General features: G+C 70.9%; 15 protein-coding genes. 2 read left to right on the forward strand and 13 right to left on the reverse strand.

Translation table 11 applies throughout. The features are described 5' to 3' along the window. Window positions 1-304 precede the first annotated feature (304 nt). The 7 genes from ACIRL2_RS12390 to ACIRL2_RS12420 form a co-directional block, all read right to left on the reverse strand. Complete coding sequence (locus ACIRL2_RS12390) at window positions 305-826, reverse strand: GNAT family N-acetyltransferase (protein WP_402231862.1); 522 nt, start codon at window positions 824-826, stop codon at window positions 305-307. 19 nt (window positions 827-845) lie between these two features. After that, window positions 846-1,766 (reverse strand): type IV toxin-antitoxin system AbiEi family antitoxin domain-containing protein, encoded by a 921-nt coding sequence (locus ACIRL2_RS12395; RefSeq protein WP_402231864.1) that lies wholly within the window; start codon window positions 1,764-1,766, stop codon window positions 846-848. Window positions 1,767-1,944: 178 nt separating this feature from the next. Further along, on the reverse strand, window positions 1,945-2,448 hold the full coding sequence (locus ACIRL2_RS12400) for a peptidoglycan-binding protein (protein WP_402231866.1): 504 nt from the start codon (window positions 2,446-2,448) through the stop codon (window positions 1,945-1,947). A gap of 408 nt (window positions 2,449-2,856) precedes the next feature. After that, complete coding sequence (locus ACIRL2_RS12405) at window positions 2,857-4,545, reverse strand: ribonuclease J (RefSeq protein ID WP_395862186.1); 1,689 nt, start codon at window positions 4,543-4,545, stop codon at window positions 2,857-2,859. Window positions 4,546-4,670: 125 nt separating this feature from the next. After that, a complete protein-coding gene (gene dapA, locus ACIRL2_RS12410; protein WP_395862184.1) occupies window positions 4,671-5,570 on the reverse strand; it encodes a 4-hydroxy-tetrahydrodipicolinate synthase in 900 nt (299 codons plus the stop codon). Window positions 5,571-5,846: 276 nt separating this feature from the next. Then, entirely contained in the window at window positions 5,847-6,590 is a 744-nt protein-coding gene (gene thyX / locus ACIRL2_RS12415; protein ID WP_402231868.1) for an FAD-dependent thymidylate synthase, read from the reverse strand. Between the two features lie 49 nt (window positions 6,591-6,639). After that, window positions 6,640-7,374 (reverse strand): hypothetical protein, encoded by a 735-nt coding sequence (locus ACIRL2_RS12420; RefSeq protein WP_395862181.1) that lies wholly within the window; start codon window positions 7,372-7,374, stop codon window positions 6,640-6,642. A 174-nt stretch (window positions 7,375-7,548) separates the two neighbouring features. Here ACIRL2_RS12420 and ACIRL2_RS12425 point away from each other — a divergent pair, with 174 nt between their 5' ends. Further along, a complete protein-coding gene (locus ACIRL2_RS12425) occupies window positions 7,549-8,094 on the forward strand; it encodes a GNAT family N-acetyltransferase (protein ID WP_395862179.1) in 546 nt (181 codons plus the stop codon). 95 nt (window positions 8,095-8,189) lie between these two features. Beyond that, a complete protein-coding gene (locus tag ACIRL2_RS12430) occupies window positions 8,190-8,864 on the forward strand; it encodes a TetR/AcrR family transcriptional regulator (protein ID WP_402231870.1) in 675 nt (224 codons plus the stop codon). A gap of 40 nt (window positions 8,865-8,904) precedes the next feature. Here ACIRL2_RS12430 and ACIRL2_RS12435 read toward each other — a convergent pair whose 3' ends face one another. The 6 genes from ACIRL2_RS12435 to eccD form a co-directional block, all read right to left on the reverse strand. Further along, a complete protein-coding gene (locus ACIRL2_RS12435; protein ID WP_395862175.1) occupies window positions 8,905-9,363 on the reverse strand; it encodes a hypothetical protein in 459 nt (152 codons plus the stop codon). Window positions 9,364-9,368: 5 nt separating this feature from the next. Beyond that, window positions 9,369-10,121, reverse strand: coding sequence for a 4-hydroxy-tetrahydrodipicolinate reductase (gene dapB / locus ACIRL2_RS12440; protein ID WP_402231872.1), 753 nt, complete (start codon window positions 10,119-10,121; stop codon window positions 9,369-9,371). Window positions 10,122-10,214: 93 nt separating this feature from the next. Then, window positions 10,215-11,576, reverse strand: coding sequence for a M16 family metallopeptidase (locus ACIRL2_RS12445; RefSeq protein ID WP_402231874.1), 1,362 nt, complete (start codon window positions 11,574-11,576; stop codon window positions 10,215-10,217). Further along, complete coding sequence (locus ACIRL2_RS12450; RefSeq protein ID WP_395862170.1) at window positions 11,573-13,795, reverse strand: polyribonucleotide nucleotidyltransferase; 2,223 nt, start codon at window positions 13,793-13,795, stop codon at window positions 11,573-11,575. Before ACIRL2_RS12450 ends, ACIRL2_RS12445 begins: the two co-directional genes overlap by 4 nt. Before the next feature lie 271 nt (window positions 13,796-14,066). Further along, window positions 14,067-14,354 (reverse strand): 30S ribosomal protein S15, encoded by a 288-nt coding sequence (rpsO, locus tag ACIRL2_RS12455; protein ID WP_020553079.1) that lies wholly within the window; start codon window positions 14,352-14,354, stop codon window positions 14,067-14,069. Between the two features lie 144 nt (window positions 14,355-14,498). Next, window positions 14,499-15,899: a type VII secretion integral membrane protein EccD gene (gene eccD / locus ACIRL2_RS12460; RefSeq protein WP_402231876.1), complete on the reverse strand. Its 1,401-nt coding sequence runs from the start codon at window positions 15,897-15,899 to the stop codon at window positions 14,499-14,501. Window positions 15,900-15,940 lie beyond the last annotated feature (41 nt).

The following is a 15,940-nucleotide window of genomic DNA, read 5'->3' on the forward strand; positions in this document are numbered from 1 at the left end:
CAAACCGTGCTGCCCCGGCCGCCGGCCGCTCGCTCGAGGGGCCGGGAGCCGGCGGCCCCGACGCCTGTCTTCGATCCCGCCTCGGGCTCCGCGGCGGGACCGGAGCGAGGCGCCCGACGGGCGGTCTCCGAGCGTCGGCGTACCGGAGAAGCGCCCGCATCGTGGTTGCGTTCGGGTGTTTTCCGGGCGGCGAGCGCAGCGCGGAGCCCGAGGGCGGATGTGCTGCCGGACGTGGTGGGGCTCGGCGAGAGATCGAAGACAGGCCCGGGGCCACCGGATCCCGACGGGTTCGTCGGCGCCGGGCTCAGCTGGTGTTCGGAGCGAAGCGGCCCGTCGACCAGCGTTGTTCGTCCTCCTGCCAGGTGTCGGTGACACGAAGGCCCGCGGCTCTCGCGACGCCGGCGGAGGCGAGGTTGGCCGGGTGGATGTGCGCGCGGACCTCCTCGACGCCGTGCGCGCGCAACCAGGTCACCCACGCGACCACCGCCTCCTTGGCGATGCCCAGGCCCTGCCACGCTCCACCCACGACCCAGGCTGCCTCGGCGACCGGACCGGGGCCGACCGTGGCCTGGACCGTGCCCACCAGGCGCTCCCCCGCGCGCAGCCGGATCACCCGGTTCAACCAGACCACCTCGGGATCGGGCGAACCTTTCGCCCAGCGCTCGTACCGAGCCCGCAGCTCATCCGGATCCTCCGGTGCACCGCCGATGAAGGTGTGCAGCGCCGGATCACCGAGCACCGCGGCCATCTCCTCGGCGTGATCGACCTCGACCGGGATCAGGTCCAGCCGACCGGTGCGCACCCACGCGGTCTCGTTCACGTTCATCGCCGCAGCATGCCGGCGCTCACGCGGCGATGTCGCCGGCGTTTCCCCGCACGCGCAGCCGCAACTCGGACCCGATCCGGGCGACCGTGGCCGCCGGGTCCCGGCGCGCCTGCGCCGTCGGGCACTCCAGCACCAGCCAGCCCTGCCCGGCGACGCTCCGGTGCCGTGCCCGCACCCACTGCCGATCCGCCGTCAACTCCACCCCGACCCGCGCCGCGGGCCAGGCCAGCGCGAAGCGGCCGATGATCCGGCCGAACGCCGAGCGGAGCTCCCACCCCACCTCGACCGGCGGCAACCCCGCGCCGAGCAGCGCCAGCCGCAGTCGGGTCTCGTCCTCGCTCGCGCTGCGCCCGTCGGCCAGCCGCACCGCCTCGGCGAGCCGGTAGCGCCCCGGATGACCGGCGTAGCGTCCGAGCAGCCCGGCCGACGCGCCGGCCGGGATGAGACCGGCCCGCAGGAAGCCGTCGAGCACCACCACGCCGGTGTCCCGATCCGAGGTCCGGACCAGGTCCGCCGCCGTCCTGATCGGCGAGGTGACCGGGATCCCGCCCGGCCACACCACCTCCCCGGCCGCCAGCGCCATGACCCGGGCCCGGCAGCCGTGCCGGCGGGGCAGAGCCGCCCCCACCGGCACGACCACCTCGATCGGTGCCGTGCGCCGAGCCTCGTCCCGGGGATCCGCCGGAACGCGCACGCCGTGCAACCACGCTGCGGTGCGCCCACAGACCACGGCCCCGCGGGGCAGCACCATGACCGCGGCCCGGGCCCGCACCTCCAACGTGTCGACGACGTGCGCGCCGACGTAGACCCCGTGTATGACCCGACGCACGTCGCCGTCGCGCACCAGGCGCCGGACGACCGACCGGCCGATGCCGTGGCGGGCCGCGACGGCGAGGGTGAAGGGTCGGGACAGCAGGGCGGAAAGGTCGGTCGGCGTCATGCGGGTCAGTGTGCGCGCGTCCCCTCCGCGCGTGCCGCCCGTCGTCCACAGCCCCCGGGATGAGTGTGACCATCACACCCGGCCTGTGCACGGCGCGTGGCCCGAACCGCCCCCACGGCCCGGCCCCCGGCCGACCCGCGACGCCCCTTCGCCCCGCCTCCCGGCTTCACCCGCCCTCTCAGCCGATCCCGATCGCCGGTTCCGCCGCCTTGCCGCATCCCTTCTTCGCGCGGTAGAGCACCTTCCAGGTGGCCGCGTCCGTGACCCCCGACGGATCGAGGCCGCTGCACTTCTGCACCCACCGGACCCCGTCCGCGGTGGCCGCGTCGAACACGCCGCTCACCGGCAGGTCCCCGGGGGCACCGGACCTCGTGTCGACCAGGCACTGCACCTGGGCGACCGCGTCGTCCCGATCCCCTTCACGCAACTCCGGCCGGTTGTCCTTGGCCACGTGATCGCAGCGCGAGGCGGCCGCCGCCGGCGACCCGGGGCCCGTCATCCCCGTGCCCAGACCCAACGCCGCGCACGAGGTCAGCGCGATCGCCGCGACCCGCCCCCGACGCCGCAGCCCGGGCCGGGCCGAGGGCGGCCGGGGCGCCGGGATCGGCGGGGTCTGCGGGGTCGGCGGCTCCGCACCCCGTCGCGGTCCGCCGCAGCGCCGGTTCCGCTGTACCGCGTTCATCTCTGCTCCTGACTGCCGATCCTGTCGACCGTGTCGACCTGTCCTGAGCCCGAAGGACCGAGTGCCCTCCGAACACGACCGACGTTAGGAGCCGGCATCAGCGGCACCGAGAGGTACGAAAATCCGACTTCCACATCGCAAAATCAGACCGAATGTCGTTATTGCCGCCCCATTTCCGGCGCTCTCCCCACGGAACCGACACCCGACGCCCACCCCCGACCCCTCTCACCCCGCACAACCGGTCGAGAACCCGCCGCCGCCGGCGACCACAACCGGGACCCGACCGGCACCACCCCGACCACCGCCCGCACACGACAAGCCACCGCCACCACCAAACGACAACGACGACGACAAAGGGCCCGCTACGAAGAATTCGTAGCGGGCCCCACGCAAACCGTCGGCGAGGTCTCAGACCTCCACGACCACCGGCAGAATCATCGGCCGGCGCCGATAGGTGTCGGACACCCACTTGCCCACGATCCGGCGCACCTGCTGCTGGAGCTGATACGGCTCCGCCACACCGTCGGCGGCCGCCTTCTGCAACATCTCCTCGATCTTCGGGATCACCGCGTCGAAGCGGGCGTCGTCGATGCCCGATCCACGCGCGGTGATCGTCGGTCCGCCGACCACCTTGCCGGAGGAGGAGTCCACGGCGAGGAACACGGACACGAAACCCTCCTCGCCCAGGATCCGACGATCCTTGAGCGAGGACTCGGTCACGTCGCCCACGGACAAACCGTCCACGTAGACGTACCCGGCCTGCACCTTGCCGGTGATCTTGGCGACACCGTTGACCAGGTCCACGGTGAGGCCGTCCTCGGCCAGCACCACCCGGTCCTTGCGCACGCCCGTCTTGATGCCCAGGTCGGCGGCGGCGCGCAGGTGGCGCCACTCGCCGTGCACCGGCATCAGGTTGCGCGGCCGGGTGAGGTTGAAGAAGTACAGCAGTTCACCGGCCGAGGCGTGGCCGGAGACGTGCACCTTGGCGTTGCCCTTGTGCACGACCTTGGCGCCCCAGCGGGTCAGCCCGTTGATCACCCGGTAGACCGAGGTCTCGTTGCCCGGGATCAGCGAGGACGCGAGCACCACGGTGTCGCCCTCGACGATCCGGATCTGCTGGTGCGAGCGGTTGGCCATCCGCGACAGCGCCGCCATCGGCTCGCCCTGCGAGCCGGTGCACACAAGCACCACCTCGTCCGGCGGCAGGTCGTCCAATGTCTTGACGTCCACGACCAGCCCGGCGGGAATCTTCAGATAGCCGAGGTCCCCGGCGATCTTCATGTTGCGCACCATCGAGCGGCCGACGAAGGCGACCTTGCGCTCGTAGGCGTAGGCGGTGTCCAGCACCTGCTGGATGCGGTGCACGTGGCTGGCGAAGCTGGCCACGATGATCCGCTGGTCGGCGTCCGCGAAGACCCGGTCGAGCACGCTCGCGATGTCCCGCTCGGCCGGGATGAAGCCGGGCACCTCGGCGTTCGTGGAGTCCACGAGCAGCAGGTCGATGCCCTCGGTGCCCAGCCGCGCGAACGCGGGCAGGTCGGTCAGCCGGTTGTCCAGCGGCAACTGGTCCATCTTGAAGTCGCCGGTGTGCACCACGGTGCCGGCCTCGGTGCGGATGGCCAGCGCGAGCGCGTCCGGGATCGAGTGGTTCACCGAGATGAACTCGCACTCGAACGGACCCAGGCGCTCGATGTCGCCTTCCTTGACCTCGAGCGTGTACGGCCGGATCCGGTGCTCGGTGAGCTTGGCCTCGATGAACGCGAGGGTCAGCTTCGACCCGATCAGCGGGATGTCGGCCTTCTCCCGCAGCAGGTACGGGACCGCACCGATGTGGTCCTCGTGGCCGTGCGTCAGGATGATCGCCTCGATGTCGTCGAGGCGATCCCGGATCGAGCTGAAGTCCGGCAGGATGAGGTCGACTCCGGGCTGCTCCTCCTCGGGGAACAGCACCCCGCAGTCGACGATCAGCAGTCGGCCGTCGAACTCGAAGACGGTCATGTTCCGGCCGATCTCGCCGAGACCACCCAGCGGGGTGATCCGAAGGCCGCCCTTGGGCAGCACCGGCGGCGGGCCGAATTCGGGATGAGGATGGCTCAAGTTCTCTCCTCGCCACGTGCCGCCGCCCGGCCGTCTTGGACGGCCGGACGGGGACGCGCAAAAGCTCGTGTTCGGCCCGGGCGGATGTGGTACCCGCCCGGGGCACTACTTACAGATATTCCTGTTTACAGCTCTACCCCACCCGCCGAGAGATCCTGCCTCAGCTGCGCGATCTGGGCCTTGGAGGCCTCGATCAGCGGCAGCCGCAGCGGCCCGGCGGGCAGGCCCTGCAATCCCAGAGCGGCCTTGGTGAGGATCACGCCCTGGGTACGAAAAATGCCGGTGTACACCGGAAGAAGACGCTGGTGGATCTCGCGCGCCTTGGCGACGTCGCCGCCGACGTAGGCGTCGATCATCGCGCGGAGCTCCGCCGAGACGAGGTGCCCGACCACGCTCACCACACCGACCGCGCCGATGGACAGGAGCGGCAGGTTCAGCATGTCCTCACCGCTGTAGTACACCATGTCGGTGCTCGCCAACACCCTGCTCGCGGACGCGAGGTCGCCCTTGGCGTCCTTGTTCGCCACGATCCGCGGGTGCTCGGCGAGCCGGATCAGCGTCTCGGTCTCGATCGGCACGGCGCTGCGGCCGGGGATGTCGTACAGCATCACCGGCAGGTCGCCGGCGTCGGCGACGGTGGTGAAGTGCCGGTACAGGCCCTCCTGCGGGGGCTTGTTGTAGTACGGCGTGACCACGAGCAGACCGTGCGCGCCGGCGGCCTGTGCCTGCCGGGCCAGCTCCACCGAGTGCCGAGTGTCGTTGGTGCCGACTCCGGCGACCACGAACGCGCGATCGCCCACGGCCTCCAGGACCGCCCGGACCACTTGCTCTTTCTCCGCGTCGCTCGTCGTGGGCGACTCGCCGGTGGTGCCGTTGACGACGAGTCCGTCGTTGCCGGCGTCGACAAGGTGGGAGGCCAGGCGCTGGGCGCCGGCAAGGTCGAGCGCACCGTCGGCCGTGAAGGGGGTCACCATCGCGGTGAGGACCCGGCCGAAGGGGGTCTGGGGGGTAGACGTCGGAGCCATGGCCCAAACGGTACCGGGCGCACACCTGACCTGCGGGTAGCACCCGCCCTATGAGACTTCGACGGCCCGTGCGGAGCAGTCCCGGCGTCGGCGCCGCACCGACGCGGCCCGAGCGCGCCCCGGACAAAAACAAGGACCAGGCGCTGCCCGCTCGGGGGTTCGAGCAGCGCCTGATCTCTTTCAGTATCGACCACCACGGGCGAAACCTTAGGGATTCGGGCGAAAAATTTCTAATGTCACCCTATGTGCCGATTTGACCACTCGGACGGCTCAACCCTACGGCGCGACCCGGCCGTTCGTGTTGAACGCCGCGTAGGTCAGCGGCATGAGCTCGGCCCACGCGGCCTCCATCCGCTCCGCGACCATCTCGATCTCGCGCTGCGGGAACGACGGGAAGGTCGCGTCGTCGCGCTTGGTGCGCAGCCCGAGGAAGTGCATCAGCGAACGCGCGTTGCAGGTCGCGTACATCGACGAGTACAGGCCCACCGGCAGCGTGGTGCGCGCCACCTCGCGTGCGACGCCGGCGTCCAGCATGCGCTGGTAGCCCGCGTAGGCGGCCGCGTAGGACTCGCGCGTCGCGTCGTCCACCGTCTTGTACTGCTCGGGGGTCCCGTCCACGAAGACATAGGCGCCGGGCTTGCCCTGCTGGACCAGCTTGCGGTCCTCGGCGGGCACGTAGAACACCGGCTGCAGCTCGCGGTAGCGGCCGCTTTCCTCGTTGTACGACCAGCCGACGCGGTGCCGGTGGAACTCGCGGAAGACGAAGATCGGCGCGCTCACGAAGAACGTCATCGAGTTGTGCTCGAACGGACTGCCGTGCTTGTCCCGCATCAGGAAATTGATCAGCCCCTTGGACCGCGCGGCGTCCCTTTCGAGCTCGTCGAGGGACTTCTCCCCCGCCGTGGAGACCCGAGCCGCCCACAACACGTCCTGGTCGGCGGCGCTGTGCTTGATCAGCTCCACCGTGACGTCGCTGCGAAAGCGGATGGCGGACGGATTCTCCTGGGGTGTCTCGGTCACGCGGGGTGGCTCCTCGTCGATCTGATCCCGGTGGGGTGGGCGCCCCAGCCTAACCACGCCCACCGGCGTCGCCGGACGCCGTGGCCGAGCCGCCGGCCGTCGGCGTGGACCGGGGTACCACCACGGTGGTCGGCTGCGTCGACGGACCCTCGGCGGGCCTGGTGGGAGCACCCGCGGGCAACGCCACCGAGGTCTCGAAGGACACCTTGTCCAGGCGGGACATGAACGGTTGCACCTGGATCAGCAGCTTGCCGACGTACTCCCGGGGCACCGCGAAGTTGTAGGTGATCACCGTGTCGGCGTTGCGCGCCGCCTGCTCCGGACCGCTGCGGGCGGGCCCGACCTTCGCGGCCGCGCACGGCAGCGCGTCCGGCCCGGCGTACAGCGTCACGGCGAACAGGTCGGCGAGCAGGTTCGAGCCGGTCCGGTTGGCGTAGCGGATCGGGACCGAGACGTCGACCGTCTCGCGCTTCTCGTTCGGCACGCTCGCGGTGCGGGTCACCACGAGCGGCAGCGTGGCCACCGTCAGACCGTTCGAGTAGGTGTGCGATCCCTGCTTCTGCGGGACCTGGGCAGGCGGGGCGGAACCGCCGGTGGGCGGCGGCGCGCCCGGCGTCGAACCGCCCGTCGGGTTCTTGTCCGGCAGGTCCGGCGGATTGCCGGTGGCGCCCGCGGGGGCCGTCCTCGACTTCTCGTCGTCGATCGTCGGACCCACCATGCAGCCGCTCGCGAGCAGCGCGACCACCGCGCATACCGGGGCGATTCGTCGGATCCGGACCCCCATGACCATCCTTCGCTGCCGCGCCCACCAATCCTTGCCGGACAGCGTCGCACGCCGCGCACGAGGGCGGCAGCGCCTTCGGCGCGTGTCGCCCACGCGTGTGCGCGTTCGGCGAGCGCGGGACACGGGCCGCCCGCGCGCGCGAGAATCGGCCGAACTCGACGATGGGGGCGCCACATGACCGATCCGTACGTACGCCCGGCCCACGCCGGCGACGGTGCCGAGTTGGGTGCCGCGCATGCCCGGGCCTGGCACGACGCCTACACCGGGGTGTTGCCCGCGGCCGCTCTGGAGGCCGCCACGCCCGACGCGCTGGCCGCCGAGTGGGAGGACGCGGCGCTCGCGCCACCCTCGCCCCGGCACCATTTGCTGGTCGCCTGCGCGGGCTCGACCGTGGCCGGCTTCGCGGCCCTGGTGCCCGGCTCGGACGAGGATCTCGACCCGGCGCGGGCGGGCGAGTTGGCGATCCTGGTGATCGACCCGCCGCGGCAGCGCGAGGGCCACGCGTCCCGGCTGCTGACGGCCGTTGTCGCGGACGCGGCGACGGACGGCGTGGAAACGTTGGTGACCTGGGTTCTGGAGAGCGACAAGCCGCTGTACGACTTCCTGGTCGGCACCGGTTGGGCGCCCGACGGCGCGACGCGCGAACTGTGGGTGGACGAGCCGGGCGGTGCGGTGATCCGACAGGTGCGATTGCACACGGCGGTGGCCGATCCGCGGTGATCGGGAATCGGTGGGCGAAACGGCCGAGCGGCACGGCGAACACCACATCGATGTGCCATTGAACAAGGTAAGTCAGCCGTCTTAACGTGGGCGCCGTGAGCCGAACTCCGACCCGCGAGCGCCTTCTGCTCACCGCCGAGCGGCTCTTCGCCGTGCACGGAATCGACGCGGTCTCGCTGCGACAGATCAGTGTCGCGGCGAGTCAGCGCAACAATTCCGCCGCGCAATACCACTTCGGCGACAAGGAGGAGTTGATCCGGGCGATCTTCGGATTTCGGCTCACCACCGTCAACGCGCGCCGCGAGGACCTGGTCCGGGAACTCGTCCGGGCCGGGCTCGACCGGGAACCGAGGGCGTTGGCCGAGGCGATGGTGCGCCCGCTGGCCGAACAGATCGACGTCGGCGGCAGCTTCTACCTGCGCTTCCTGGCCCGAGTGCACCAGCACGTCGGCGCGACCACGTACGCGCTGCCGGCGATGGGCCTGGAGGGCAGTTCGCCGGAGTTCGGGCGCCTGATCGACCTCGCGCTGGGACACCTGCCGGTCGCGGTCCGGCGCAACCGGCTGCGGCTGGGTGGCAGTCTGGCGGTGCACGCGACCGCCGATCGCGAGCAGCGCGTGCACGAGGGGCAGGCGCAGGACGTGCTGCCGCCGGCGGCCTTCGTGGCGGACCTGGTGGACGCGGTGGTCGGCATCCTGGCCGCGCCGGTGTCGGCGCAGGTGCTGGCCGCGTTGGAGCCCCCGGCGGGCCGGCCGGCCCGGGCCGGTTAGCGGAGCCGACGCGGGCCGATCGGGCGGGGTGTCGAGACGATCAGGCGGAGCCGACGCGGGGTTTGCCCGCGTGCAGCCGGATCGCGGTGAGCATCGCCCGGCGCCCGCGCGCGTTGTCGCGCGCGTCGCCGTACGCGACGGCCAGCCGGTACCAGACCCGCCAGTCCTCGGGCGCGGCCTCGGTCTCGGCCTTGCGCCGCTCGAACACCTCGTCCGCGCTGTCCCGGTCGACCCGGCCGCCCGGAGTGCGGCTCAACTCGTCCGGCGGCAGCGCGCCCTCGGCCTCGAGTTCGCGGGCGAGCCGCTGCATCGCGAAGCCGAAGCGCACCTCGCGCCAGATGTACCAGGCGCCGACGACCGGCACGAGCAGGATCGCCAGGCCGAGCACGATGGTGACCGGTTCCCCGTCGCGGATCGCGATCAGGCCGCGGCTGCCGACGAGGAACACGTAGAACACCAGAACCGCGATCAGCACGAGCGCGGTGACACGTTGTTTCACGATGGTCAGTCCAGGTCGAGGAAGTGTTCCAGGCCCACGGTCAGGCCGGGCGTGGAGACCACGCGACGCACCCCGAGCAGCACGCCCGGCATGAAGGACGTGCGCTGGAACGAGTCGTGCCGGATGGTGAGCATCTCGCCCTCGTCGCCGAGCAGGACCTCCTGGTGCGCGACCAGGCCGCGCAGCCGGACCGCGTGCACCGGGACACCGTCCACCTTGCCGCCGCGCGCGCCGTCCGGGTCGTCCACCGTCGCGTCGGGCATCTGCCCGAGGCCCGCCTTCCCGCGTGCCTCGGCGATCAGCTCGGCGGTCCGGCGGGCGGTGCCGCTGGGCGCGTCCAGCTTGTTCGGGTGGTGCAGTTCGACGATCTCGGCCGACTCGTAGAACCGGGCCGCCTTGGCCGCGAACTGCATCATCAGCACCGCGCCGATGCCGAAGTTGGGCGCGATCAGGATGCCGGTCTCCGGGCTCTTCGCGAGCCACTCGCGCAGTTGCGCCAGCCGGTCCGGAGTGAACCCGCTGGTGCCCACGACGGCGTGGATGCCGGCGCCCGCGCAGTATTCGAGGTTGCCCATGACCACACCCGGGTGGGTGAAGTCCACCGCGACCCGCGCGCCCGCCTCGGCGAGGTCGGCGAGGTCGTCGCCCTCGTCGACACGCGCCACCAGTTCGAGGTCGGCCGCGGCTTCGATCGCCCGGCACGCCTCGGAACCCATGCGGCCGGCCGCACCGATCACACCCACCCGGATTGCAGTCATGATGTCGCGCACTCTCCAGTCAGCGGAATTTCGCATCGATCAGGGTTCGATCAGCGTTCGACCAGACTTCGATCGCACGTGATCGCACTTCGATCAGGCCGACGCGGCGACGAAGTCCGCGTCGTCGGCGAACGGTCCGACCACGGCAAGCGTGGGTCGCGCGGCGAACAGTTGCCCCGCCACGTCGTGGATCTCGGCGGCGGTGACCGCCGCGATCCGGGCCAGCACCTCGTCGACGGAGAGGTGTTCGCCGTAGACGAGTTCGCTCTTGCCGATCCGACTCATCCGCGAGCCGGTGTCCTCCAGGCCCAGCACGGTCGAGCCGCGCAGTTGCCCGATCGCCCGATCGATCTCGTCCTGCGGCAGGCCCTCGCGGACCACCCGGTCCAGTTCGGTCCGGCAGATCTCGATCACCTGGCGGGCCTTCTTGGGCTGGCAGCCGGCGTAGATGCCGAACACGCCCAGGTCGGCGTAGCCGGAGTGGAAGGAGTAGACCGAGTAGGCCAGGCCGCGCTTCTCCCGGATCTCCTGGAACAGCCGCGAACTCATCCCGCCGCCGAGCGCGGTGTTGAGCACGCTGAGCGCGAACCGCCGGTCGTCGTCCCGGGCCAGCCCGGGCATGCCCAGCACCAGATGGGCCTGCTCGGTCGGCCGGTTCAGCAGCCGTACGCTGCCGGCCGAACGCACGCCGCGGCCGGCGGCACGCGGCGCGGCGGGCACCGCCGCCTCGTCCACGCGCACGTGCGCGAACGCCTTCTTGACCAGGCGGACCACCTTGGCGTGGTCGATGTTGCCGGCCGCGGTCACCACCATGTTCGGCGCCTTGTAGCGACGCTTGTAGTAGCCGCTGATCTGGGTTCGGGTGAGCGCGTTGATCGACTCGACCGTGCCCAGCACCGGACGACCGAGCGGGGCGTCGCCGAGCATCGCGTCGTAGAAGAGCTCGTGCACGAGGTCGCCGGGCTCGTCCTCGTTCATCGCGATCTCCTCGAGGATCACGCCGCGTTCGGCGTCCACATCCTCGGCGTCGATCAGCGAGCCGGTCACCATGTCGCAGATCACGTCGATCGCGAGCGGGAGGTCGGTGTCGAGCACGCGTGCGTAGTAGCACGTGTACTCCTTGGTGGTGAACGCGTTCATCTCACCACCGACGGCGTCCAGCTCGGCCGAGATCTCCAGCGCGTCGCGCTTCTCGGTGCCCTTGAACAGCAGGTGCTCGAGGTAGTGCGAGGTGCCGGCCAGGGCCGGGGTCTCGTCCCGCGAGCCGACCCCGACCCAGATGCCGAACGTCGCGGAGCGTACCGACGGCATGTTCTCGGTGATCACCCGAAGGCCGCCGGGCAGGACGGTGCGGCGGACGGCACCGGTGCCGTCCGCGTCACGCAGCAGGGTCTTCGTGGAACCAGGCCGCTGCGCGGACGCAGCGGCCTGGTTCTTCGACGAGGAGGACGTCACTTGGCGGCAGCGTCCTCGGAGGCCTCGGCGTTGTCTTCGCCCTCGATGACCGGGACGAGCGACAGCTTGCCGCGCTGGTCGATCTCGGCGATCTCGACCTGCACCTTGTCACCGACCTTGATCACGTCGTCGACGTTCTCGACCCGCTTGCCGCCGGCGATCTTGCGCAGCTGCGAGATGTGCAGCAGACCGTCCTTGCCGGGCATCAGCGACACGAACGCGCCGAACGTGGTGGTCTTGACAACCGTACCCAGGTACCGCTCGCCGACCTCGGGCATCGTCGGGTTGGCGATCGCGTTGATCGTCGCCCGCGCGGCCTCGGCCGAGGTGCCGTCCGAGGCACCGATGTAGATCGTGCCATCGTCCTCGATGGTGATCTCGGCACCGGTGTCGTCCTGGATCTGGTTGATCATCTTGCCCTTCGGGCCGATGACCTCGCCGATCTTGTCCACCGGGATCTTGACGGTGATGATGCGCGGCGCGAACTGCGACATCTCGTCCGGCGTGTCGATGGCTTCCATCATCACGTCGAGGATGTGCAGGCGGGCGTCCTTGGCCTGCTTGAGCGCACCGGCGAGCACCGACGCCGGGATGCCGTCGAGCTTGGTGTCGAGCTGGAGCGCGGTGACGAACTCCTTGGTGCCGGCGACCTTGAAGTCCATGTCGCCGTACGCGTCCTCGGCACCGAGGATGTCGGTCAGGCACACGTACTCGGTCTTGCCGTCGACCTCGTCCGAGATCAGACCCATCGCGATGCCCGCGACCGGCGCCCGGAGCGGCACACCGGCGTTGAGCAGCGACATCGTGGACGCGCAGACCGAGCCCATCGAGGTCGAGCCGTTGGAGCCGAGCGCCTCGGACACCTGACGGATCGCGTACGGGAAGTCCTCGCGGGCCGGCAGGACCGGGAGGATGGCGCGCTCGGCGAGCGCGCCGTGGCCGATCTCGCGGCGCTTGGGCGAGCCCACCCGGCCGGTCTCGCCGACCGAGTACGGCGGGAAGTTGTAGTTGTGCATGTAGCGCTTGCGCGTCTCGGGCGAGAGCGTGTCGAGCATCTGCTCCATGCGCAGCATGTTCAGCGTGGTGATGCCCAGGATCTGGGTCTCGCCGCGCTCGAACAGGGCCGAGCCGTGCACCCGCGGGATGACCTCGACCTCGGCCGACAGGGTGCGGATGTCGGTCAGACCGCGACCGTCGATGCGCACCTTGTCGCGCAGCACGCGCTGACGCACGAGCTTCTTGGTGAGCGAGCGGAACGCGCCGCCGATCTCCTTCTCGCGACCCTCGAACGCCGGGAGCAACTTCTCGGCGGCGAGGTCCTTGACCCGGTCGAGCTCGGTCTCGCGCGCCTGCTTGCCGGCGATGGTCAGCGCGGCCGACAGCTCGTCGGTGACCGCGGCGGCAAGCGCCTCGAAGACGTCGTCCTGGTAGTCCAGGTAGACCGGGAACTCGCCGGTCTCCTTGGCGGCCTTCTCGGCGACCTGGACCTGCGCGGCGCACAGCGCCTTGATGAACTTCTTGGAGGCTTCGAGGCCGTCCGCCACGACCTCCTCGGTCGGCGCGTCCGCGCCGCCCTTGACCAGCTCGATCGTGCCGGTCGTGGCCTCGGCCTCGACCATCATGATCGCCACGTCGCCGTCCTCGAGCACACGGCCCGCGACGACCATGTCGAACACGGCGCGCTCGAGCTCGGTGTGCGTGGGGAAGCCGACCCAGGTGCCGTCGATGAGCGCCACCCGGACGCCGCCGATCGGGCCGGAGAAGGGCAGGCCCGCGAGCTGGGTGGACATCGAGGCCGCGTTGATCGCCACGACGTCGTACAGGTGGTCCGGGTTGAGCGCCATGATCGTCTCGACGATCTGGATCTCGTTGCGCAGGCCCTTCTTGAAGGACGGACGCAGCGGACGGTCGATCAGGCGACAGGTGAGGACGGCGTCCTCGGACGGGCGGCCCTCACGACGGAAGAACGAGCCGGGGATCTTGCCCGCGGCGTACATGCGCTCCTCGACGTCCACCGTCAGCGGGAAGAAGTCGAGCTGGTCCTTCGGGCGCTTCGAGGCGGTCGTGGCCGAGAGCACCATGGTGTCGTCGTCCAGGTAGACCACGGCGGAACCCGCCGCCTGCCGGGCGAGCCGGCCGGTCTCGAAGCGGATGGTGCGGTTGCCGAACGTACCGTTCTCGATGACGGCTTCGGCGAAGCTGATGTCGGGACCCTCCACGGGTGCCCTCCTCGTTCGTTTCGAGGGAGGTCCGCGGCGCATGACGCCTGAGGGCCGGCCGAGCCGGTCTTCGATCGAAGCACCCGGGTGCGTTACCCGGGGGCCACTACCGAGGACCGGCGCTGTAGGTCGGCGCCTTGGTCGCGACGCGGCGCTCCCAGTTCTCTGTCGTGTTCGTCTTTGTTGCGCGTGCGGGACACAGCCTACAAAAAGCCGGGTCCGGATACGGCGAAGGAGCGGCTTGCGAAAGCCGCTCCCCCGTCGTGTGTTACTAGCGGATGCCGACGCCGCTGCGGCGGATGCTCAGGCGGTCCGTCAGCGTGCGGTAGCGCTCGATGTCCTTCTTGGCCAGGTAGCCGAGCAGGCGACGACGCTGGCCGACCAGGAGCAGCAGGCCCCGGCGGCTGTGGTGGTCGTGCTTGTGCTCCTTGAGGTGGGCGGTGAGCTCGTTGATGCGGTAGCTCAGGATCGCGACCTGCACCTCGGGGGAGCCGGTGTCGCCTTCCTTGGTGGCGTAGTCGGCCATGATCTGCTTCTTCGTTGCGGTGTCGAGCGACACGTGTTCTCCCTCTGCAAGGTGGTGAGCGCTTCCGGTCTGACTCACGGAGGCAACTGGGCTCACATGGTGCGGGCGCGCGGCCCGTGGGCAGCGCGCATCCCGGGCACGCGGCTCCGGGATATGGACAACCCTAGCAGGAGCGCTTCAGGCCGTGATGTTCCGCAGTTTGTCATACAGATCCAGAACGGCCAGGCACAACGGGACGACGGACACCATCAACATGCCTTCGAACAGGTCCAGCATCCGTCCCCAGAACGGTGACAGGCCACGCGAGGGCACCGTGCCGGCGATGATCGCCAACAGGGCGCCGACCGCGCACGCGAGCGCGAAGATCCAGCCCTGGCGCTCCACGTCCGGGATTCGGGTGTCCAGGGCCAGGCCGACGAAGAGCGTGGCCAGGCCGAGCAGGCCGGCCGTGTACAGCACGGTGACCTGCGTGGTGTGCCGGAACAGGCGGGCTCGGCACAGGGTGATCAGGGCGAGGACGGCGGTCAGGATCCCGGTCCACAACGTGTCCGCGTTGCCCAGGACGACGCAGGAGGCGACGATCACCGCGCCGCACGCGCCGGTGAGGCCGCTGAGCATCCGGTGGCCGTCGCGGGCGCGGGCGGCGATGTCGGCGTGGTCGACGGTGTCGCTCCGGCGGGCGGTCGGCGCGTCCGCGGGCAGGAAGCCGATCGGCAGGCGGGCGAGTCGCGCGGCCCAGGAGGGCAGGAACGCGATCGTCGCGACGCCGACGGTGCCGGCGACGGCGGCCGTCTCGCGCGGGCCGCCGGCGAAGGCGATCAGGGCGAAGGTCGCCAGTGTGCCGAGCGCGCCGGCGCCCGCGGCCGCGATGTACACCGCGCCGCGTTCGGGCAGCAGCGCGGCGATCAGGGTGGCGACCGGCAGGACCGCGACACACGCGGCCAGGAACTGCACCCGGCCCGGGCCCTCGTGTCCCGGCGGTTCGATCGTGCCCAGTCCGGCCAGGAACGCGTTCGGCAGCGCGCCCAGGCCCAGCACCGCGCCGCCCACCCGGTCCCCGTACACCCGGGACCGCACGCCGGCGACCGCGGTCAGCACCAGGGCCGTCGAGCCGGCGGCGACGGCGGGCAGGCCGTGCGGCAGGGGGGCCATCCGCCACAGCACGATCGCGCCGAGGGTGAAGAAGAACGCCGCGCCGGCGAGGCCGGCGATCCGCAACATCGCCGGAGTCCACAGCCGGTGGTCGCCGGTGACGGAGGTCGCCACCGAGTCGGCCACGTCGTCGTAGACCGGCGGCGGGGGCACGTCCGCGAGCGCGGTGAAGCGCAGCAGTTCACCGTCGCGGATGTGCTGCCCGGCCAGGGTGAGCGCGCTGTCCAGGGGTGCGCCGTCGAGCCGGGTGAGCCGGAAGCCGGTCACCGCGCCGTTGCGCTGGGTCTGCCCGGACAGCCGGAGGATCTCCGGGTACAGCTCGGCGAGCGGGACCTCCTCCGGCAGTGCGAGGTCCACGCGGCGATCCGGCGCGATGACGGTGATCCGGGCGAACCCGGTGGTGACCGTCGTGGTCGTGGAGTTCATCGGTGCGGACTCCCTCCTGGGCACTGCCCCTGGCCGTCGCT

The sequence above is a fragment of the Embleya sp. NPDC127516 genome (genome assembly GCF_044765325.1).
Taxonomy (GTDB): Bacteria; Actinomycetota; Actinomycetes; order Streptomycetales; family Streptomycetaceae; genus Embleya.

Coding starts and splice junctions, on each gene's coding strand:
- ACIRL2_RS12390 (WP_402231862.1), bottom strand. CDS start 826: ATGAACGTGAACGAGACCGCGTGGGTGCGCACCGGTCGGCTGGACCTG.
- ACIRL2_RS12395 (WP_402231864.1), bottom strand. CDS start 1,766: ATGACGCCGACCGACCTTTCCGCCCTGCTGTCCCGACCCTTCACCCTC.
- ACIRL2_RS12400 (WP_402231866.1), bottom strand. CDS start 2,448: ATGAACGCGGTACAGCGGAACCGGCGCTGCGGCGGACCGCGACGGGGT.
- dapA (WP_395862184.1), bottom strand. CDS start 5,570: ATGGCTCCGACGTCTACCCCCCAGACCCCCTTCGGCCGGGTCCTCACC.
- ACIRL2_RS12420 (WP_395862181.1), bottom strand. CDS start 7,374: ATGGGGGTCCGGATCCGACGAATCGCCCCGGTATGCGCGGTGGTCGCG.
- ACIRL2_RS12425 (WP_395862179.1), top strand. CDS start 7,549: ATGACCGATCCGTACGTACGCCCGGCCCACGCCGGCGACGGTGCCGAG.
- dapB (WP_402231872.1), bottom strand. CDS start 10,121: ATGACTGCAATCCGGGTGGGTGTGATCGGTGCGGCCGGCCGCATGGGT.
- eccD (WP_402231876.1), bottom strand. CDS start 15,899: ATGAACTCCACGACCACGACGGTCACCACCGGGTTCGCCCGGATCACC.